Genomic DNA, 20969 nt, shown 5'->3' with positions numbered 1-20969 from the left:
TTTCACTTCTCCTTACGGTACCTCATTTCCCTCCAAATCCATAAAGCCGGCCGCAAAGGGAAATATAAAACATGCAGTTGTTTTGGCAGTGGTAAAGTTTCCACATCCTGAGGATAAGGATACAACCAACTAAGATGAAACAGTAGCTTTTGAGAGCTTGTCTTTAACAAATATAAATATCGCTCATGATATTTTGAAACTTCTTCTGGGACAGGATCTGTATGTAAGTTAATCATATTTTCCAAGTAATATATAGCAAGCTGCGCTAATTGCGTTACCCTTCTCCCTGACATTAATACTTTTGCCTCTTCCGCTATTATAAGAGTATCTAAAAGCTCAGAAGATAAAATAAGCGCCTGACCTACCAGTTGTTTACATCCATATCTTTCTAACATAACAGTGAGTTCTTCCCAATCTATTTCTTGCCTTACCATACGGTCAATGTCCGTTAACCATCGAAGCCTGGACCAACCATGCCTAGTCCCATGAGTCACAAGAAACATAAACAAATCCTCTCTACCTAAAAAATAGACAGGATAATTTGTGACAGGACTCGTCCTCTTTCGCCCCCATAACTCATCGAAGCGTGGTTCCTTTCCCGGTCCTGGGTGTAGTCGCCAATGAATCTCCAATTTCACCTTACTTATCGGATGCATGTAAGTTGTATGGTGGCGTCTCCACTTCCATTCATTCATAACCGTCGGAAAATCATCCTCTTTGACATAACCATTCTTTACAAGTAATTCGTTCACTTTTCCAAGATCATCTATAGGAACAAGGGCATCCAGATCCCCTGATGTTCGAAGGGAAACATCTCCATATAAGTCTGCGCCAAGAATAGGGCCCTTCAAAAATAGAAGTTGAAGTTGGTTTTCAGCAAATAATTTACTTACTTTTCCCATTTCCCCACTTAAATGAAGCATATGGAATGTATTCCTTTTAAAATATGTACTTAATACTTGCACAACATTTGATGGAACTAACTGTTTATCAATAGATTTCATTTTTGGATAAATAAACGCGTACATGCGATGATGCAGCGCCAGTTTCAAAAATTTGTTCCAATCAATATTTATGAACCAGTCTCCCGGGATTTCTTGTATCTCTTTATCTTCCTTCTTTATAATTTCAAGTAACAATTTTAGTTCTTTAGGTAAATGACTCAAATCAAGATTACAACCGGTATACATCTCATTCTCCTTCAAGATTTTTTTACCCTATCCTTTTTGCAAATTTACCAACAACGGTAAATCTCTTCATTTCTTCTACGCCAGTAATATAAAAGGGCCCGCTACGTAACCACGCATGGGCAATCATATTTCCCGTCTCATCTTTCGCGGTCCCTAAGTAAAGGGTACTTTCAATTTGACGCTTCTCCAACATTTTCATTGCAGCGATAGCTTTAACGAGACACTGGCTTTCCCAAAATGTATAACGGCTCATCATATGCACTGCTTGAGAAATTTCCCTTAACGTAATCTTTTCCGATTCATCATAGCTTAAAGACGTTTCTGCCATATGAATTCCTAATATAGGAGCAGCTTTAGAAAACGGTATACTTTTAAGAATACGAGCCCAGCCTAAATAAAAGAAAGCTTCTATAAGTAATAATTTTGTTCTCATATCGAACGACAAGAAAGCTTTGGCTTTATTTATGATATTCATCGATCCTACTCCTAATCTATTAAATCTGGAACGTTCAATTAAAAATCAAAGTTTTTCATCAACCGAGATTAACCCTTCTGCATACAAATGATTTAAGAAAGAGAGTACTTGTTCCTTACATTCTGCCTCTTCAATCATATATCGAGACAATAATATATCAATCACTTGATTGACAGATATTAATTCATTAATTAAACTCCAAATTTCACCACCTATACCTCCTAAGTTATAGTATTTCCCATTATGGATGCTCATCATCACTTTCTCCCCATCCATATCGCTCACTACATTTTCCTGACCCTGTACAACAAAACTGTGTAATGAAATTGTTTGTTTACTACTCATTATTTTTCCTCCTCTTTTAAAGACTCTAGAATTTTGGATACTAAATCATGTGCCGTAAACTTTGAAATAGGACGTCTCAATTGAAACATATCTATTTCGTTTACGATATTTGTTGAATGCATAAAGTGCCATTCCATCATCCCCAATCGTGGGATTAATGAATTCCTATATGTATGACGCAGCAATGTGCGTAGTCTCTCCAGTCCTTCAATCTGCTGAAGTTCAACATCCCCATTTTCTACTTTCACTAATTCGAATACACCTGCCAATGGTAATGGTTCCTCGAAAAAGTTAGCTGTAACGGGGACAGCATATTTAGTTTCCCTTTCAAATAATGGCTGATAATGCGCTGTCTCCATTCCAAACTGATCAAGACTCTCTTTCCATAACTTTTGTTGCGGGTAAGATGGTGTAACAAAAGGAATATTATCCTCAGAAAGAGACACAGCAATTACATCATCGCTTAAAAGCTTATAGCCTTTGCTTAAAAGGGCTGATGCAAGAGTTGATTTTCCAGCTCCTGATCTTCCTACAAAAGCATACGCCTTTCCATTGATGGCTATTACACTTCCATGCAGAGGGAGTATTTTTCTCTGCATCAACAATGCCCCCATACAAGTCCCAAGAATATAAAGCCGAATCTTATCTTGATCAGACCCTTTCATAGGTGAAACAATAATTTTTTCTCCATTTTGAATACAAAACGTAGCAGTTTCGGGGATTTGAAACATAATTAACTCTTCTTCAACTACAAACACTGACTTCGGAGAAGATAACTCTCCCCATAATTGAGACAAGTCTGCAGTTTCTATTTTTACGTCTACTTCATTTTCGTAATTACTTACTTGAGGCAATTCCGGCAGGGGAATCTCACTTAATAGGGCTAATCCGAAGGCTTTGTAAATCTCTTTCTTTACAGTATGTATCATCTTTCTCACTCCAAATAGTTGAAAAATTGATTAAAAAAAACCCTTATACCGTAATTAAACTATATAAGGGCTGTAAAGCATATAAATCTCATTTAAATATTAGTGCATTAGCTGTGGTGAAGAGCGCCTTGCTCATCCTCATCTTCAAAAACTTGGTCAACAAGTCTCTTTCCAGGTCCAGCCATTGTCATGTTGATATCAAGCACTTCTAATACTGGTGATTGCCATTCTTGTTTCATAATTTCACCCCCTTTCAAATATATTTTTTGATAAATCGATAAACAATAAGGCTACGCATTAAAATTCTAAAATCTGGATCAAACACGTATTCTACTCGTGGTTCTCCTTGAATTTTCAAAATCGCGCTCTTAATAATCTCTATATTAAAAAAGTTAGAGGCCACTGGGTCTTTACTAAGCTGCTGAAGTTCCTCGATAAACATTTTCCATGAAGGAATCATGCGATGAACCACATCAGCTGCCTGTATTCCCCGCACACGTTGATTTAATCTTACTTTGTCAGGAAGAAATCCTTTTGTGGACCTCCGGACAAGTGCACGATTTAAGCCATTTTGAACAAATTGTTCGAGTGGTAACGATAAACAGAATCGAATTACCCGTAAGTCATTCGTTGGATCATGCCCTTGTAAACCATAACGCAAGGAGAGCTTTGTTCCACTTGTACCCGTTGTATTCCACAAGTTTAGCTGTTCAAAATGTTTCTGCCTTATTTCATATAAATTTGGGATAGAAGCCCCTGTTACTTTCACACCATGTTCTTCAAGCTTCCTAAATACATCAGTACGTTTTGCAAGTTCTGGACTAACTAACGTTGGCAGTTCATATTGCTGTTCCGAGGAAAACATGTTTTTTATCGATGGAAATGCTTTCTCCCCTACAACTTTCAGTATTCTCGATTTTTTGACCCCAACGTTCTTACCATACAAATCAATTTCACGATAAAGCTGCAGCCAGCTGAATTTTTTAAGTAAAATCGCATAATAATCTAAAGCTGGCCCCCAAGAGATTGTGAAATTTCCTCTGGCTCCATTTAAGAGCACCCCAATCCCTTGTTGTTGGGCTTTTTCATAAATTCCTTTCACCCAGACGGAATTTTCGAAAAATTTGTATGGCATCTCCATAATCTCAAGCCAATCATCAATTTCTGAGAAAGAATTTTCTCCCGGGAAATTCAAATAATTCTCTTTAATATTCCCTACATGTTGTACTGTAGTTTGGATAAATGGCTTTTCATCAGCAATCGTATGACCACGAGTCCAATCAGTAAACCCTTCTGCAGGTACTGAGCTGAATGTATATAATTTTTTGTTTTCTTTTTGCAGGGCTCTCGCAGCAAAGCTAGCAACAGCTCCTGAATCTAATCCCCCACTTAAATGAGAACCAACGTTACGATGAGTACGTAACCTTGATGTTACCGCGCTTTCAAATACGTCCCTGAACGCCTCTTCATAATCTTCATTTGATTTGAGTTGCAACTGCTCCTCTACAAATAACGTGTCGTATTTCGCAATACTAACTCTTCCCTTAACTACGGAGATAGTATGAGAAGGCGGGACTTGCTCTATATTTTTATGCACTGTTGAAAATGCATCTATTGTATCAAGCATATTAGGTATCGCCAAATATTCAGCTAACCATTGCTCATTCAATTCCTTCCCGACGTACGGTAAAGAAAACAGCGGTTGTATGCTAGTACAAAAAGCAAATTGATTTTGATTGCGGTAAAAGTAAAAAGTCCGACTTCCTGAAAAATCACGTGCACCAAAGAGCAATTGCTTTCTCTCATCCCAAATCATAAAAGCAAAATCACCAATTAGATACTTTGGTACATGCTCTCCCCACTTTTGATAAGCGAGTAAAATCAACTTACTATCAGGCATCTCTCTTCTATGTACCTTTTCTACTTGCAATCTATCGAATAATTCATTGCGATTATCAATAATAGCATCAGCAGTTATAACCAACTGTGTTTCATAATCATAGTAAGGTAATTGTTCATTAATAGATTCAGATGTTATCCATTTTGCATGAGAGCCCAAAAAAATATTTTCCTTGTGCCATATATCGGTATTGTCACCTGGATAACGAGATAAATCCTTCATGATTCCAATCCTATGTTCAGGCGGTATCGGTTCTCCATTTAAATGATAAATTCCGGTTATTGCACTCATTTTTTTCCTCCCACTACGAGACAATTAAGGGAAAACCCGATGGATAAGCAAATTACCAGATATATCAAAAAAATGTTATTAATATACCAGAAAACCCTTTCCTCAAACTACCTCGTTTACGCATAACAGATTTTAAAACCCAACTTTATAGCCTTAAATCTTTTTTCAGTTGAAGTATTCAAGCCTTCAGGCTACCTATCCTATTGTAAACCCTTGCATTTTAATTTCCTCAAAAAAATGAACAAAGGTGTGATTCTCTTAATTCTAATCAAGATATTACCATCTGAATTTTATATGAATAAAAATCCTTGAATTTAATATATTAATAAAACGTTTATATTCTTTATAAAGAATATAAACTCAGATTAACATTTCACTATTGCATTGTCAAGTATCTATATACTCAAAAGAATGAATATTTATATATCTTTTTTAGTAACTGTAAAAACAAATAATACAATAAAATTTTAATCGGTAGGAGGCTTTACATCCCTAACTATTAATCTCACCAATCGAGCTTTTACGAACATTCCATCTATTTTCTTAGTTTCCCTAAAATCTTAAGGTAGTGCTCTTAATGCTCATAAATAGCAGGATAAACGTTATATCTTACAAATACACAGGAGAATTTTCATCTTTTTATATTTTAAAAATTTCTGTGCTATGATATTTTATATAATTTATTATTAACCCATTAATTAAAGTTGATTTTTCACGTGTTATGTTCTCTATTACTTTATTCTCCTGCTTCTTTAATCGAAACAGGAGAATAACCTTTTTATATTCATACCATTTTCACAAAGGGGGTGATATAATATGCGTTTACCACTAATAAGAAATACCATTCGCATTTACCATAAGATTATGTACGCTTACTATTTCACTCTTTATAGGGATTGCCGTGACTTTCATTCAAAGAAAATTTTTTTCCGTAAAATGAGATTTCACAAAAACAGCACTGAATGAGATATTAAATACTCCTAGTTCATTAACACCTTTCTTAATTAAAGCAGTTTCTATTTTTTATCTTTACATGCCAGCACTTACCATCAATATATCCTTAATACATGTAATAACTCTTGTCTGATCTTTTTCTGTCATACCTGATCCAGACGGAAGGCATACGCCTGTTTCAAATAATTTTCTAGAAACATCCTCATTCTCACTATGCGGATAATACATTACATCTTCAAACAAAGGTTGCATATGAAGAGGCTTCCAAACAGGACGCGCCTCAATGTTTTCATTTTCCAGTTGTTTCAGTAATGCCTGAATCGGTACTCCTGTTTTTTCTTCATCTACAGTAAGAACTGTAAGCCACCGGTTTGAATAAGTATCCTCTAACTCAGGCATAAACTGTATCCCTGGAATATGAGATAATTCTTGATAAAATCTATCAAATATTCGTCTTCTTGCATGTACCCTCTCTTGTAAGACCTGCAGCTGTGCTCTACCTACACCTGCTAAAATATTACTCATACGATAATTATATCCAACCTCACTATGTTGGTAGTGTGGAGCCGGATCTCTTGCTTGAGTAGCTAAAAATCTTGCTTTTCTCAATGCTTCGACATCATTCGAAACAAGCATCCCTCCACCTGAAGTTGTAATGATTTTATTGCCGTTGAACGAATAAATACCAAATTTCCCAAATGTCCCGCTTGCTTTACCTTTATAGGAAGAACCAAGCGATTCTGCTGCATCTTCTATCACTGGGATATCATATTCATTACATAACGAAAGAATTTCATCCATTTTAGCGCTTTGTCCATATAAATTTACAACAATGACAGCTTTCGGAAGTATTCCTTTCTCATTTGCATCACGTAATGCACGTTCTAAAGCTTGTGGCGACATATTCCACGTTTCAAGCTCAGAATCAATAAATACTGGTTTAGCCCCTAAATATAAAATTGGATTTGCGCTCGCTATAAAAGTAAGACTTGAACAAAACACCGTATCTCCATCTTTTACATCCAGTAAGCGAAGTGCCAAATGGATAGCAGAGGTTCCTGAACTAACTGCAGCCGCATCAAGAACTCCAACATGGGATGAAAGTTCACTTTCAAACGCATCTACATTTGGACCAAGTGGAGCAATCCAATTCATATCAAATGCTTCCCCTATATATTTTTGTTCATTACCGCTCATATGTGGAGCGGAGAGATAGATTCTTGTTTTTTCCTGTGAGTATACCACTTTAAACACTCTCCTATAATTCTTTTTTTATTACTCTAGCTGGAATGCCAACTGCCTTACAATTCGCTACAATGTCACAGATCACTGTTGCTCCGGCACCGATAACGGACCAATCGCCAATTGTGATATTTGGAATCACATTAACTCCTGCTCCTATATGTACTCCTGTTCCTACAGTAACGGATCCTGTAAGCACTGCATTTGGGGAAATATGTGCAAAATCATTTACCTTATTATCATGTTCAATAATAGCGCCTGAATTGACAATAACGTGATTCCCAATTTCAACATCTGCATTAACAATTGCACCTGGCATAATAACCGTACCAGCCCCAATCTTTGCACTTAAACTAACAATAGATTGTTTATGTATAAGCGTCGCATAGCGATGACTGGGAATCTCTAACTGTTCCATAATTATATTTCTTGTTCTGTTATTCCCTATAGCTATCACGAACTTTGTATCTACATGCTCATCCATTAACTTTACAGCTGCAGAAATAGGTCCAAAATAAACACCATCCTCAATTTTCAACTCTTTATACACATCATCTAATTGCGCAATGATTTCATAATTTCCATACGATAGGATAATATCTCGGATTACTTTACTATGACCACCTGCCCCAATCATAATTATTCGCATCCATCTCACCTCCTCAAGAATTCTTTGTACCATTAAATTTTTCCACAGTTACATGCCCAACCTGATTGATTCCTTCTGACTTAAATACTTTCTTTGCCGTTAACAACAAAATTCTCATATCAAGCCAAAAAGTCCGTTTTTTTGCATACCATACATCAAAATCAAATTTTTCCTCCCAAGAAATCGCGTTTCTGCCATTTACTTGGGCCCATCCCGTAATCCCTGGTCTGACATTATGTCGCTTGGCCTGCTCTTCTGTGTATAGTTCCAAATACTCCATCAATAATGGTCTTGGACCTACCAAACTTAAGTCCCCTTTTATAACATTAAACAACTGTGGCAATTCATCTAAACTATATTTTCTTAGAAACCCTCCGAAACGGGTAAACCTTACATCATCGGGCAACGCATTTCCCTCACTATCCTTCTCGTCAGTCATAGTTCTAAACTTATAAAGAAAAAAAGGGACACCATGCAATCCCGGGCGTTGCTGCTTAAATATGATAGGGGAACCCAACTTAATTCTAACTAAAACAGCCACTATTATAATAAGAGGTAAAAGAAACACCAATAATGACAAAGAAACGAACAAATCGAAAAGTCTTTTCATATATAATCATACTCCTAATTTGGTTTATGTATTAACCTCTACTCCATAACTGCCTAAAACTTCTATCTTCATAAAAAGCAGTCCCATTCATAGTTGAAAAATAACGAATTGATTTACTTTTTTATTTAAGGACATGTCATGCAAAATATTTAATTAAAATACTCAGTAATAAGAACACCACCATATTCAACAGAACATAGTGGTGTTTCATTTCTAAAAGATTCTTAATACTTTCCTTTTATTTACTTGCTCTTACTTTAAAGTATTATAATCTTGTGTCAATTCATTAGGCGCTGGCCCTCGATGGATTGGGTTAGTAACGGGATAATAGAAATGTAGATTTCAAATTAAAAAGTGCCCTTTTTGTTTGACTGAATTTTCACCCTCAGGTTTCCCATTATACTTTTAACAACTCCAAATAAATACTTAAATTCATCTGTCTTATAAAAAACAAATACATAAATAGCATTTGGAATTATTAAACAAATCATCCCTCTTAATATTAATTCTAGTAATCCATTATACGGAATAAGACCGCATATTAAACTTGTGATAACACAAGCTCCTAGCCCTATCATCACATAGTAAGTATATTTTAAAAAATAATCCCTAACCGGTTTACGGAATACTTTCTTATATACTAAATAAGGAGCAATCCAAAATGGAACCACTAGTGTACTTATAAGTGTTCCAATAAAAACACCTGTTATGCCCATATATTGCACCAAGACAATAGAAGCCACCAGATTCACGGCAGCCTCTAAAAAGGGCGCATACCTATCTTCATGAAAAATCCCTGATGTTGTTTTGACCATAGATATAGAACGTCTCATTCCTGATACATAAAAATTCATCATTAATATAATTAACACACTTATATCCATAATAAATTTCGAACCAATCCATAAAGTAATAAAGGGTTGCATTATAATATATAAAAATATGGAAAAAAATGAGTATATCCAAAAATTACAAAGCATAGTAACCTTAAATATGCTATAAATTTTTTCATCGCTTTCTTTTGCAACCAAATTCCCTACACTATGATTAATATTATCAAAGATTTGATTTATAAAGGTTCTACAAATGTTAATTAACATATAATAATTTGAATACAATCCAACAGCTGTAACACTGACAAAAGACGCAATTAACATGTTATCAGTACCAAAGACAATATATCCACCTATATTATGTAGCACCAAAGCCTTTACATTTTTAACAATATTACTTTTGGTTTCACTATCTAATTTGCTTGCTGCTTTATTTTTTAAAAATGGGTACATCTTATCTACCAATATAGCCAAGAACGCAGAGGTACTGATTGTTATAATAATATCGATTATTAGATATAAAATATAACTATGCGTAAAGTATAAAATTCCTATTTTAACGCAAGTAGATATAATAGATGAGATAGAATAAATCCCTGTAACAATATATCCCTTTTGACAAACATTTAAAAATGAAGTTTTATAAGAAAATAGATAAGATGAAGCTGTATTAATTAAAAATATAATATAAATAAAATGAATATTGTCTACCTTTGCATCTTTAGCGATATATCCAAGAAAAGGTAACAAAAGTAATCCTAGTAACAATACTATTAAAGCTATTGCCATATATGCCTTTCTATAAAAATTCATAAGCATATTGATTCTATCCTGATTATTTTCTGCCACTGGTTTATATAGATTATATATGATAGCAGATCCTATTCCTGCTTCAGCTAAAGATAACATTCCTAATATATTAGTAAATAATCCATTTACCCCCAGATACTCAACACCTAAATAAGTAATAAATATGGTTCTGGAAGCAAAACTTAGTAACGTAATAATAACTTGACTACCTATACCGGCTGATATATTAATTATTGAATTTTTAACTCTCATTTTTCCTCCCACTTCAGAAAGTATGAAAACACTTTCAACCCAAGGGTATTACCTGATTTCTCTTTTATATGCTGCAACTATTAAAGGGTACACTTTAAACTTTATTGCCAAATAATATATATACTCCTTAAAGTTATTGCATCGATATGAAAAACCAATTCCTTTTACACTATCTGAGAACATTTCATAATTCACTATTCTACGAAAAGCATTATTAACATCCACATTAGGATCGCTTTTCAAATTATTAATCAACAGTCTATATATATGATTTATATAATAATTAGCCATATCTTTTTTAAATTGCTTATCGTGTAGTAAACCAAATTCTTGTGAAAGTTGTCTTCTCATTTGATATTGTAAAACTAAACTGTTCTCTAAATTTGGTTTATACGGAACCCTCATTAAGCTATTTGGATTATTAATAGTATAAAAATAAAGAACTTCTGAGACTGCACATACCCTTTGTGAGTGCAATAAAAACTCTAAATTAAAAATAACATCTTCTCCAATAAACACTTGTTCATTAAATCTGATGCTTTTTTCTTTTATAATGCTTAAATTGTATATGTACCTCCATGCAAAGCATAGATCATTCTTGGAATGAACACTTGGAGAGCTCAGTACAAAATCTCTCCCGTTCATAACAGTATCTAATTTGAAGTTAGGAATAATACTATTATTATTTGGAACAGTTTTGTATCCGCATATTACAGCATCACACTTTTTATCTTCCGCAATACCATATAACCTAGTAAAATAGTTTTCGCTTACCTCATCATCGGGATCTATAAACACTATATACTTCCCTGTAGCAGCTTCGATCCCTGCATTCCTTGCGCTACTCACTCCTCCATTCTCTTTATAGATTACTTTAATTCTATTATCCTTTTCTAAATATTCTTCACATATTTCACCACATTTATCTGTTGAACCATCATTGACTAGAACTAATTCAACATTGACGAAAGGCTGTTTTAAAACACTTTCAATACATCTAACTAACCATTTTTCCACATTATATATGGGAACAATAACACTTATTAATTCATGCAATCCTTTCACCTCTACATTACTTACATAAGTTAAACCCTCATGCCTATCTTATTACAGCTTTAATTTCGCTTAAATATTTCTCATCTTGAATATCGCCCACATTTTGTCCAGCACCTGCTTCACATACGTACTTATTTTCAATTTTGATTTTAGTTTTTGCTTGTCTTAAAAACCATTCGTATTCAATATCCACATGCCCTATATCAATTGCTTGATATCCCTCTTTATACAAATCATATGCTAATATAGTAGCAGTAGGCCCTATTGCTAATAGAATCAATTTAGATTTATTATTTTTTTTTGCTGCTGTTAAGATTTTATTGTAATGTAAGAATGCGTGCTCCTCTGGTACTAAAATCCTTTCAATTGATTTAGCATTGTCAAACAGATCATTTCCAATACCTAATCTACTCTTACTGCCCTCTATTAAAACTATATCCCTATCTTTCCATATTAATTTTAATAATATAAACCATTCTTTACATTTTGACTTATCTCGAAAGGGATAATAGAATCTCGATATAAAGGAATTATAATATATTTTTCCCTTCTTCAAGTCTTTATACCACTTTAATCTATATTTTGCAGTATGAAGACTCCAATAATCCTTTGGTTCATCTGCATATTTTGATAAATCTTGAAAAACATCCGGTAAACAAACTAAGAACTTCTCATCTTCACTTAGCAATATTTCTTTTAATCTTTTTGATAACAAATGATCAGCTCGTTGAAATGTTATATCTAGATTATGAATTAATTTAAATTCACCATCACCATACCTGGCTACGGAAGCTTTATCATGAATAATTTTTTTTAAAGTTTCATCTATAGATTGAATTCTAGGGGGCTTGAAAAAGCACTTCGTGAATCGATCTTTTATGATAGTTAATCGATTCAAACCCTGAATTTTCATATCGATCAATTTATTCCAAATAAAAACTAACATACTTTTTATTTTTATTTGCACCATACCAAGCTCCTTTCTAATACTTTTCTCGATAGAGCATTAGATTATCTTTCCTCTTTTTCTTAAGAAAATTACTCTTATCCCTCTATTCACATCGTACATAATATTTATTCTTATTATTCCCCAATTTTTCAACTAGCCTTTTTTCTCAACGAAATATCGCCCCTAGAATTTTTAGTGGCAAGTTTCCGGCCTATTTTTATTGATGGAATTTCAATAAATTTATAACATAAGACCGACACAACCATAGTAAATAAGAAAGAAATTAATAAAATTAAAGGCACCGATATCTTTCCATAGAAAATATGAACTGTTGTTAATAGAACAATTGGATGTACTAAATAAAGACTATATGATATTTCCCCTATAAATTGTACTGGCTTAATCAGTAATAATTTAGAAAATAGTTTTGAACTTAGAGCGGATAGAATAATTAAAACTGCACCAAAACATATATACCAATCGATGATAATAAGATACAACTCATAATCAATTTCACCAATTAGTTTGGAAAGTAACATAAATGGGATACGTGGATAGCTAAAAAATAAAAGACCTAAAGGCAATAATATATATTTTACTTTTGAATTAATAATTTTACTCACTAAATATTCTCTATTTTTGGCTAGTAGTGCACCAATAATAAACATTGAGCTATAATGTAATGTGATAAAGTAATTGGTGGATACTGGCATATTAAATTCGCTTGGAATGTTCTTCATTAATAAATAACCAATAACTGAGAAAAACATCGCTATCCCAATACTTACTTTCCAGTTTACTCTAAGTAAAAGAAAAATAATTAAAGGAAACACTATGGAAATCCGCATCTCGTGAACTAATGACCAAATCACCATAATAAACGCATCAGAATTAAATTCTCTCAAGAATAAAATATGATCCATTACTCTATTAAAAGAAACTTCTATGTTCCATGAACCCCATTGTACCAAACCAGGAACGGTACCAATTTTAGAATGAATCCCCAATTTGATTCCTATTGCAATAAAAAGAATCACAATATAAGGAATATAAATCCTACAAACTCTTTTAATAAGATACTTTAAATAATTAAATTCCGTCCCTTTATAAAAAGGCAAGGATAGAACAAATCCACTTAACACAAAAAATATAATAACAGCCGAATGACCCTGCCATAATATAGAAAAACAGGCCCCAAATGTTGAATACATTACCTTTTTACCTAATATCGGAAATAATGCTAAGAAGTGTCCTAATAGAACAATGATTGCAGCAATACCCCGAAGGGAATCCAATTCTTTATAACGTCTCGTCATAATTCTTCCCTCTGTTCTAAAATAAATTCATTAATCTAACTATTAAAATTTAGTCACCCTTATAAGGATGACTAAATTTTATAATTATTACGTAAGTTAATTAATCTAATACAAAACCCTTGTGTGAATGGCAATATATCGAATAACGTAGAATATACACCTATATCCTTCGTATCACCTTGAGAGAAGTCGACCGCTCCGTTTCTTCTTGTCACTCCCATCAAATAACCGATAGCTTTATCTGCACTTTCCAAACATTCCTTTGAAATATCTTCTATCTTTGCTGCATTCAACATAAACCATCCCAGTGTGGATGTAGCGGAAGAATCTGGTCCGCATTCGTTCCTGGTTACAGTCCAATTCCAATTACCTTGTTGTTGAAATTTCATCGTAGCTTTTGCAAATTTACGTACACTTTCTTCTAATACAGGTTTATAGCTGTTGTTTTCCGGTAATTCATTCCACGTATCTATAAGACCTATAGCAAACCATCCAAGACCTCTTCCCCAGCCATATAAACCTAGAGGAACTTTATCTTCTAATCTATAAGCATGACATGGTATATGACTTAAGTTTAACATTCCATATGTTTCATATTCTTTAATCTGCTTTACAGCCAAATCTATACACTCACTTTTGTTATACCTAATGCCGTAAGTCACTAAGAATGGACATATGAAACCAATGGTATCTACATATCGATACCCCTTCATAAACTTTCTATATTCTATCGTACCATCCTCACCTATATGTTCTTGTATCATTTCCCAAGTAGCATCCAAAGCTTTTTTATATTTATCTATCTCCCCAAAATCCAGCTTCATAATAGCATAAGCCAGTATTGCTCCATCTACATACTGAGGTTTGTGTACCCACTGACCGTTAGAATCAAATTTGGAGTTCAAAAACTTTGTGATTTCATGTTTTACTGCTCTGTCATCATTATATTTCAGGTATTCAGACAACCCTAATATTAAAGATGCTTCTTGCCAATGCTGTATAGCGCTTTTCGTATAATTTCCTTTCAGCATATCGATTATTATTAATCTTGTATTATCAGTTACCTTAATCTTTGGCGTGTTATTTAGCCATTTAATACCTATATTAATAATTGACTGATTCCATAAACTTTTATCGGTATATCTTCCTATTTTTATTCTCCCCAACCAGCTCTTGCATATAGGGACGAAATCAATCATTATAATAATTGCGATTACGGCAAGTAACACAAAGCACGCTGCCTGTATAATCATATAATTATGTCCTTTCTATACTACTTGAATAATGTATATAATTTTGTTATTTCCGACTCGGTTCCTAACTTTTCATCTGATAAGTTATTTATTAACTTATTTCTTAATTCTTCATGATGTATTAATTTTTTAATTCCCTCTGAAAGTGAGTGAGCATCCATGTCTACAATAATCCCATTTTCTTCATTGTCGATTTGGTCTTTAGCCGTACTAAAGTTTGTTACCACTATTGGTTTATGCAATATTTTTGCCTCGTCTATCGCTATAGACTTCCCTTCAAATCTAGATGGTTGTACGTATATATCTGCTACTCTTATGTACGGATACGGATTTTCTTTCAATCCTAACAATAAAAAATGGTCTTGAAGTTCGTTTTCTTCTATTATTTTTTTAAATTTATCTCGGTCTTTGCCTTCTCCGATAATGTACCACTTTATGTCATATCCATTCCCAATCAGATCCTTACATGCTTCTATGGCCAAATCAAATCCCTTTTCACTACTTAATCTTCCTACAGAAACAAGCTTTATCCCTTTATGTTCTATATCTACCTTTTCCTGTGACATTTTATTTATCGTACTTGGAGAGACTACGTTATGAATAACACCTATCTTGTCGTTATATATAGGAAATCTTTTCCTTAAAACATTGGCACATTCCTCAGACACCGTTACTATATGATTCAATGAATGAAAATAACCCATATCAATTTTAGAATCCATTCCTAACTTGTCATAATCAGTATGTATGAAACCGATTTTCTTATCCGCTTTAACCTTTTCTATACAAAAATAAACCGGATTCTTCTCTAAGTACCCAATAGCCACATCATATTTTTTATTTATAGTCTGGAGGGATTTTGATAGATATCGCCATACTCTCTGTTCACAACGAGCTTTGTTTTTCTCACTTTTAAATATGTAACCTGCACAAATCCTTGAGAAGGCTATATCTAATCTTCCTTGTCGCAAACATTTAATGGTGGCTGCTTTTATTGGCATATCAAAATATTGATACTCAGCAGGTTCGTCCAATATATTCACGTGCTTAGGGATTTTATTAAAAAATAAACCTTCGTGCTTAAATAAAAATAAATCCACATTATAGCGAGAGTAATCCATCGTATGTAACAGAGAAATTAATGATTTCTCAGCCCCACCACAGTTCAAATTATTAATAACAAATAATACGTCTTTTTTCATAATAATCACCTTTTAAAGAATTCCGTAGAGCTTATTTATTTCTTTTTCGGTTCCTAACGTTTCTGTAGATAAATTATTTACGATTCTTTCCCTCAATTCTATATCTGTGATAAGCCTTTCAATTTCAGTTGCAATTCCTTCTTCAGACATCTCGGTAATAATTCCGTTTATTCTATGATCTATTTGATCTTTTGCAGTTTCAAAGTTGGTCACTACTATCGGTTTACACAGTATCTTTGCCTCATCAATTGCTATAGACTTACCCTCATACCTAGATGGCTGTACATATACATCTGCTTTTTGTATATAAGGATATGGATTTTCTCGAACACCTAAGATTTTAAAATGTTGGGATAGATGATTATCTTCTATTAAACTTTCTAATTTATCTCTTTCATCCCCATCCCCTAGTACATACCACTTTATCTTGTATCCTTTTTCTAGAATTAACTTACAAGATTTCACCGCTAAATCTAAACCCTTTTCATGACTTAATCTAGCGACAGTAATAATATTAGTATAATTTCTATCAAACAAACTATCATCTTTTATATCTTCTTTAGATAAATCATATATAATCCTAGGGGCTACTATATTATATATAACCGTAACTTTATTTTTTAAATGTGGAAAGTTTTCCTGTAACGATTTTGCACACTCTTCTGAAACCGTTATTAGATTATCTAGTTGTTCAAAATATGGATTATCAAACTGACGATCCATACCTGAATTCGAGTAGTTTGTATGTATCCATCCGGCCTTTTTTTTCGCATTCACTTTATCAACTACAAAATATATTGAAGACTTCTCAAGATAACCAATTGCTACATCGTACTCTTTCCTTAAAACTTCAAATGACTTACTTTGATATTCCCATGTATACTGTTCTGAAATAGCAGCATTCTTTATCAATCTATTCTTAATGGTGAACATCAATCTTGAATATGCCAATTTAATTTGCCCATTCTTTAAAAAGCCCATTATTGAATTTTTAAGGCTCGATGCAAATATTTTATAATCACTTGGCAAATCTAATATATCTACCTCTCTTGGTATTGAATTCATGAATGTTCCTGTTTTACTAAACAAAAATAAATCTACATCATATAAACTGTAATCTATTTGTGATAGTAGATTTATCAAGCTTTTCTCTCCACCACCAGTAGATAAACTAGGCATAACAAATAGTAGTTTTTTTTTCATAATATACCCCAAATTAATTAGACAATTCTTTCAAATACTCTACTGCTTTGTAGGACATTTTCTTTACATTAGGTATAGATTGTCGTAGCTTTTGCCTTATCTCCTCTTCCTCTCGTACCATCTCATCAAATCTTGCTTTTAATTTATTACTATCAGATATCTCCTCTATATCTAAAACTAATTTTTCTTCCCCAAATATATCTTTAGATATCCCTTTGGACTTTACACTATATCCCAATACCATAGTCGGAATAAAACTAGAGTAAGCAGCTATAGTTGCATGCGTTCGAGCTCCTATAAAGAAACGCATTCTAGCTATATATCCCTTATACTGTATTGCATTTAGGTTATCTGGTAACAGAATCACTCTGCCTGTGTCCTTAAATTCTTGGTAATATTTGTAGAGAACTTCGTAATCATTGTTCCCATCTTCAATAACGTGAGGTGTAAGAGCAATCGTCATATCTGTAGTATTTAATATATGATTAATTAACTTTCTTACCGCAACTTGAGAATTCTCATTTCTATTCCATACAAGCGGGCTAAAATTAAGACCCATTGTATTTCCTTCCTGCCATCCATTAGGCAACTCCAATTCTTCTTTTTCCATTGTAAACGCAGCATCAGCACACAATTGAACGTTATTTAATCCTTGTTTTTTTAACATATTATAGGTAAGACTTTCGCGTGCTAATATTAAATCAAAGAGCTTTAGATCTTCCAACTTTCTTTCAGACATATCCTCTTCTCCTATAGAACATCCCCATAGTACTAGCTTTTTCCCCTGCATTTTTACTCTTCTATCAATCTCATACCACCCAGGTTGCTCTCCATAGCAATAATTATCCCCTCCGATAGATAAACATACATCGGAACTTTTTATATGCTTTATTATGTTATGATGAATTTTCCCTAATGCATAAGATTCATCGTTAAAGAGTTTTACTTTAACTGAGGACAATAACCAATCATATGAATATTTTTTCAGACTGCGGCTAGAACCATCATATATAAAATCTAACTTATTGATTACCTTATCTGTTTCAGGTCTATCTGATGCCAAACATACTTTTGCTCCATCTATTTTTTCTTTTATAATATTTGTAGAAGCTCGAACTATCGCTTCGCACCCTCTATTCAAACTGCCCCCATGGGCAAACATCATAAACTTCACACTAAATTCCTCCAGTTTTATTTATTTCTAAGCCTGCTGTAAGAGACTGCGAAGTATAACCCCACAGTAGATTTTCTTTTAATCATATTTATTAAAAATTTCTCATATCTACCAAGCTTGCTATAAGTTACTTCACAATATAGTGGCAATGCCTCTCTAACATATTTATTACATATCATATTTTTTATGTATTCATATCTCTCACTAAACCGTATTTCCTTAGACGGTTCAAAATAAATATATACGTAGGAAATTACACTATTTATAAACTTTCTTGATTTCAATTCACGTATCTTTGCCTTATCGATCTTTTCGATGTAAATTTTCGGCAGTTCCATATTATATACTTCCACAGCTCGCTTGAAATAATCTTTTTTTGAGATATCCCGAGTTGCGCTACCCGCTACATCCCTATAATAATACCCCGTGTAATCTATATATTTCATATTAGTTGCATTACTAAAAAATTGAATATTAAACATTCCATCTTCTCCTAATGCAACCTTCTCTGGAAACTTCACATTATTTTTCGTTATTATGCTATTTTTATAAATTTTGTTTACAGCAGTATTTAAATTATCGCTTTTAAGAAAATAGGGCAATATCTCTTTATTTATATATTCCTTTTCCAGAACAATATTAATTGGAAATGGATATTCAATTGTTACCTTATGCCCTTCAATCTCACTTCTTAAATTTGATATAATTACATCACAATTGCTTTGTTTTGCTGAATTATACAGAGTTTCATACATATCCGCTTCTACATAATCATCAGCATCAACAAATCCAATATATTCACCATTAGCTATAAGAATTCCTTGATTCCTTGCAATACTCACACCTTGATTTTTTTGATTTATAAGTATAATCCTGTCATCTAGTGCCCTATACTTTTCAATAATCTCTACACTATTGTCCGTTGAACCATCATTGATAAAGATAAATTCGCAGTTATGAAGTACCTGATTTAACAGTGATTCTATACACCGAGTAATATATTTACCAGCATTATAAACCGGTATAATTACACTGACGTTTCTATTCATGAGCAAATCACCCCTTTGCTTCGAATCTCTTATACTTTCATTTTTTAAAATTTTTGTAGTTGTACCAGTACACTTAATAAACTTTTAAGCCTCCATAATTTCATACAACTTATTTAATTCATACTTATTACTATAATCAGTATTACTACAATTGTTAGCTAACTGCTCTCTTACGGTAGCATCCCTATACAATTTTTCGATTCCATCTGCTATTCCTTCAACGGATAATTCCGTAATATATCCGTCAACCCCATTTTTCACTTGACTGTTTGCGGTTGTATAATTTGTAATTAGGACTGGTTTTGCAAGTATCTGAGCCTCTCCTACTGTAACAGCTTTTCCCTCATATCTAGATGGTTGGACATATAAATCAGCTTCTTTTATATATGGATATGGATTAATTTGCTTTCCTAGCAACACAAAGCTATTTTCTAATTTCAAATCCCTTATTAGATTTTTAATCATTGTTTCGTCTCCACCATATCCAACTACATACCAGGCTATATTCTCATAGCCTTTATCTTTCAATATCCTTAAAGCCCTAACAGCATTATCGATTCCTTTTGCATGAGATAGTCTAGCCACAGTTATAACTTTAAAACGGTTATCAAGAAGCATAGGGGTATCTATTTCTTCATTCGCCATGTCTCTAATAAACTGCGGGGAGGTTATATTTTCCATTACTATAACCTTATTTTTTAATGCACTATATTTTTTTAAAAATGAATTTTTGCATGCTTCTGATACAGCTACAATATAATCAAATTTATTCCATACTTTTAAATCCATCTCTATATCTGTCTCAATTGTAGAATAATCTGTATGAATCCATGCTATTTTTTTCTTAGCCTTGACCTTATCTGCTACAAAATAATGCGGCCACAAATAACTAATTGCAACATCATACTCTTTATCTAGTTTAGGTAAAAATGGAATAGCATATTTCCACATTAATTGCATTTGATAATATCCTGTCTCTACTATTCCTTTAGCTTTTCCTGCAAAACGAGTATTTATCTTAGATAAAATTCTAGAAAATCCAATGCCATACTCTTTATCCTTTAAAGTTTCTCCGATTGACTTCCTAAAGGTGGTGTATTGTGGAACTTCTTCTAATAAATTCACCTTGTTACAAACTAATTCCATAAAATCCCCTTGATGCCTATACAGCATTAAATCAACAGCGTATTTTTTGTAATCAAAACCCTCAAGCATACTTATAAGGCTTCTTTCTACTCCTCCAACTTCCATATCAAATGAGGCCACCAGTATATCCTTCATATATGC

19 protein-coding genes are annotated in these 20969 nt (G+C 33.2%); all 19 read right to left on the bottom strand.

Going from position 1 to position 20969, the window contains the following annotated elements:
- Positions 1-2: 2 nt before the first annotated feature.
- The gene (locus tag U860_RS0101295; protein ID WP_025147104.1) at positions 3-1190 is read right to left on the bottom strand and encodes a nucleotidyltransferase family protein; all 1188 of its coding nucleotides are present in this window, start codon (positions 1188-1190) and stop codon (positions 3-5) included.
- 22 nt (positions 1191-1212) lie between these two features.
- Positions 1213-1665 (bottom strand): lasso peptide biosynthesis B2 protein, encoded by a 453-nt coding sequence (locus U860_RS0101290; RefSeq protein ID WP_025147103.1) that lies wholly within the window; start codon positions 1663-1665, stop codon positions 1213-1215.
- A gap of 45 nt (positions 1666-1710) precedes the next feature.
- Entirely contained in the window at positions 1711-2010 is a 300-nt protein-coding gene (locus tag U860_RS0101285) for a lasso peptide biosynthesis PqqD family chaperone (RefSeq protein ID WP_000095761.1), read from the bottom strand.
- Positions 2010-2939 (bottom strand): aldolase, encoded by a 930-nt coding sequence (locus U860_RS0101280; RefSeq protein ID WP_025147102.1) that lies wholly within the window; start codon positions 2937-2939, stop codon positions 2010-2012. Before U860_RS0101280 ends, U860_RS0101285 begins: the two co-directional genes overlap by 1 nt.
- 107 nt (positions 2940-3046) lie before the next feature.
- Positions 3047-3178 carry a paeninodin family lasso peptide gene (locus tag U860_RS34840; RefSeq protein ID WP_000808480.1) on the bottom strand — a complete coding sequence of 44 codons (132 nt, stop codon included), beginning with the start codon at positions 3176-3178 and terminating at the stop codon, positions 3047-3049.
- Positions 3179-3192: 14 nt separating this feature from the next.
- A complete protein-coding gene (locus U860_RS0101270; RefSeq protein ID WP_025147101.1) occupies positions 3193-5130 on the bottom strand; it encodes a lasso peptide isopeptide bond-forming cyclase in 1938 nt (645 codons plus the stop codon).
- Positions 5131-6159: 1029 nt separating this feature from the next.
- Entirely contained in the window at positions 6160-7329 is a 1170-nt protein-coding gene (locus tag U860_RS0101265; RefSeq protein ID WP_025147100.1) for an aminotransferase class I/II-fold pyridoxal phosphate-dependent enzyme, read from the bottom strand.
- A 13-nt stretch (positions 7330-7342) separates the two neighbouring features.
- On the bottom strand, positions 7343-7975 hold the full coding sequence (locus tag U860_RS0101260; RefSeq protein WP_025147099.1) for an acetyltransferase: 633 nt from the start codon (positions 7973-7975) through the stop codon (positions 7343-7345).
- A 13-nt stretch (positions 7976-7988) separates the two neighbouring features.
- Positions 7989-8585: a sugar transferase gene (locus U860_RS0101255; RefSeq protein ID WP_025147098.1), complete on the bottom strand. Its 597-nt coding sequence runs from the start codon at positions 8583-8585 to the stop codon at positions 7989-7991.
- 347 nt (positions 8586-8932) lie between these two features.
- Complete coding sequence (locus U860_RS0101250; RefSeq protein ID WP_025147097.1) at positions 8933-10480, bottom strand: oligosaccharide flippase family protein; 1548 nt, start codon at positions 10478-10480, stop codon at positions 8933-8935.
- A 48-nt stretch (positions 10481-10528) separates the two neighbouring features.
- Positions 10529-11536: a glycosyltransferase gene (locus tag U860_RS0101245; RefSeq protein ID WP_025147096.1), complete on the bottom strand. Its 1008-nt coding sequence runs from the start codon at positions 11534-11536 to the stop codon at positions 10529-10531.
- Positions 11537-11579: 43 nt separating this feature from the next.
- A complete protein-coding gene (locus tag U860_RS0101240) occupies positions 11580-12506 on the bottom strand; it encodes an SP_1767 family glycosyltransferase (protein WP_025147095.1) in 927 nt (308 codons plus the stop codon).
- A 128-nt stretch (positions 12507-12634) separates the two neighbouring features.
- Positions 12635-13801, bottom strand: a complete 1167-nt coding sequence (locus U860_RS0101235; protein ID WP_025147094.1) for an acyltransferase — start codon at positions 13799-13801, stop codon at positions 12635-12637.
- A 71-nt stretch (positions 13802-13872) separates the two neighbouring features.
- A complete protein-coding gene (locus U860_RS0101230) occupies positions 13873-15054 on the bottom strand; it encodes a glycoside hydrolase family 88 protein (protein ID WP_025147093.1) in 1182 nt (393 codons plus the stop codon).
- A gap of 20 nt (positions 15055-15074) precedes the next feature.
- Positions 15075-16256, bottom strand: coding sequence for a glycosyltransferase (locus U860_RS0101225; protein ID WP_025147092.1), 1182 nt, complete (start codon positions 16254-16256; stop codon positions 15075-15077).
- A gap of 12 nt (positions 16257-16268) precedes the next feature.
- Positions 16269-17459, bottom strand: coding sequence for a glycosyltransferase (locus tag U860_RS0101220; protein ID WP_025147091.1), 1191 nt, complete (start codon positions 17457-17459; stop codon positions 16269-16271).
- A gap of 13 nt (positions 17460-17472) precedes the next feature.
- Positions 17473-18633, bottom strand: coding sequence for a polysaccharide pyruvyl transferase family protein (locus tag U860_RS0101215; protein ID WP_025147090.1), 1161 nt, complete (start codon positions 18631-18633; stop codon positions 17473-17475).
- A gap of 17 nt (positions 18634-18650) precedes the next feature.
- The gene (locus U860_RS0101210; RefSeq protein WP_025147089.1) at positions 18651-19682 is read right to left on the bottom strand and encodes a glycosyltransferase; all 1032 of its coding nucleotides are present in this window, start codon (positions 19680-19682) and stop codon (positions 18651-18653) included.
- An 84-nt stretch (positions 19683-19766) separates the two neighbouring features.
- Positions 19767-20963, bottom strand: a complete 1197-nt coding sequence (locus U860_RS0101205) for a glycosyltransferase (protein WP_025147088.1) — start codon at positions 20961-20963, stop codon at positions 19767-19769.
- Positions 20964-20969: the final 6 nt, after the last annotated feature.

Origin of the sequence: Bacillus sp. H1a, from assembly GCF_000633475.1 — a bacterium.
Taxonomy (GTDB): Bacteria; Bacillota; Bacilli; order Bacillales; family Bacillaceae_G; genus Bacillus_A; species Bacillus_A paramycoides.
The sequence above is the reverse complement of the archived record's forward strand: the minus strand, read 5'-3'. Positions and strand labels throughout refer to the sequence as shown.

Bases quoted from the DNA above. Each gene is read 5' to 3' on its own strand.
- U860_RS0101295 (WP_025147104.1), bottom strand. From the start codon at position 1,190: ATGTATACCGGTTGTAATCTTGATTTGAGTCATTTACCTAAAGAACTA.
- U860_RS0101290 (WP_025147103.1), bottom strand. From the start codon at position 1,665: ATGAATATCATAAATAAAGCCAAAGCTTTCTTGTCGTTCGATATGAGA.
- U860_RS0101285 (WP_000095761.1), bottom strand. From the start codon at position 2,010: ATGAGTAGTAAACAAACAATTTCATTACACAGTTTTGTTGTACAGGGT.
- U860_RS0101280 (WP_025147102.1), bottom strand. From the start codon at position 2,939: ATGATACATACTGTAAAGAAAGAGATTTACAAAGCCTTCGGATTAGCC.
- U860_RS34840 (WP_000808480.1), bottom strand. From the start codon at position 3,178: ATGAAACAAGAATGGCAATCACCAGTATTAGAAGTGCTTGATATCAAC.
- U860_RS0101270 (WP_025147101.1), bottom strand. From the start codon at position 5,130: ATGAGTGCAATAACCGGAATTTATCATTTAAATGGAGAACCGATACCG.
- U860_RS0101260 (WP_025147099.1), bottom strand. From the start codon at position 7,975: ATGCGAATAATTATGATTGGGGCAGGTGGTCATAGTAAAGTAATCCGA.
- U860_RS0101255 (WP_025147098.1), bottom strand. From the start codon at position 8,585: ATGAAAAGACTTTTCGATTTGTTCGTTTCTTTGTCATTATTGGTGTTT.
- U860_RS0101250 (WP_025147097.1), bottom strand. From the start codon at position 10,480: ATGAGAGTTAAAAATTCAATAATTAATATATCAGCCGGTATAGGTAGT.
- U860_RS0101240 (WP_025147095.1), bottom strand. From the start codon at position 12,506: ATGGTGCAAATAAAAATAAAAAGTATGTTAGTTTTTATTTGGAATAAA.
- U860_RS0101235 (WP_025147094.1), bottom strand. From the start codon at position 13,801: ATGACGAGACGTTATAAAGAATTGGATTCCCTTCGGGGTATTGCTGCA.
- U860_RS0101230 (WP_025147093.1), bottom strand. From the start codon at position 15,054: ATGATTATACAGGCAGCGTGCTTTGTGTTACTTGCCGTAATCGCAATT.
- U860_RS0101225 (WP_025147092.1), bottom strand. From the start codon at position 16,256: ATGAAAAAAGACGTATTATTTGTTATTAATAATTTGAACTGTGGTGGG.
- U860_RS0101220 (WP_025147091.1), bottom strand. From the start codon at position 17,459: ATGAAAAAAAAACTACTATTTGTTATGCCTAGTTTATCTACTGGTGGT.
- U860_RS0101210 (WP_025147089.1), bottom strand. From the start codon at position 19,682: ATGAATAGAAACGTCAGTGTAATTATACCGGTTTATAATGCTGGTAAA.
- U860_RS0101205 (WP_025147088.1), bottom strand. From the start codon at position 20,963: ATGAAGGATATACTGGTGGCCTCATTTGATATGGAAGTTGGAGGAGTA.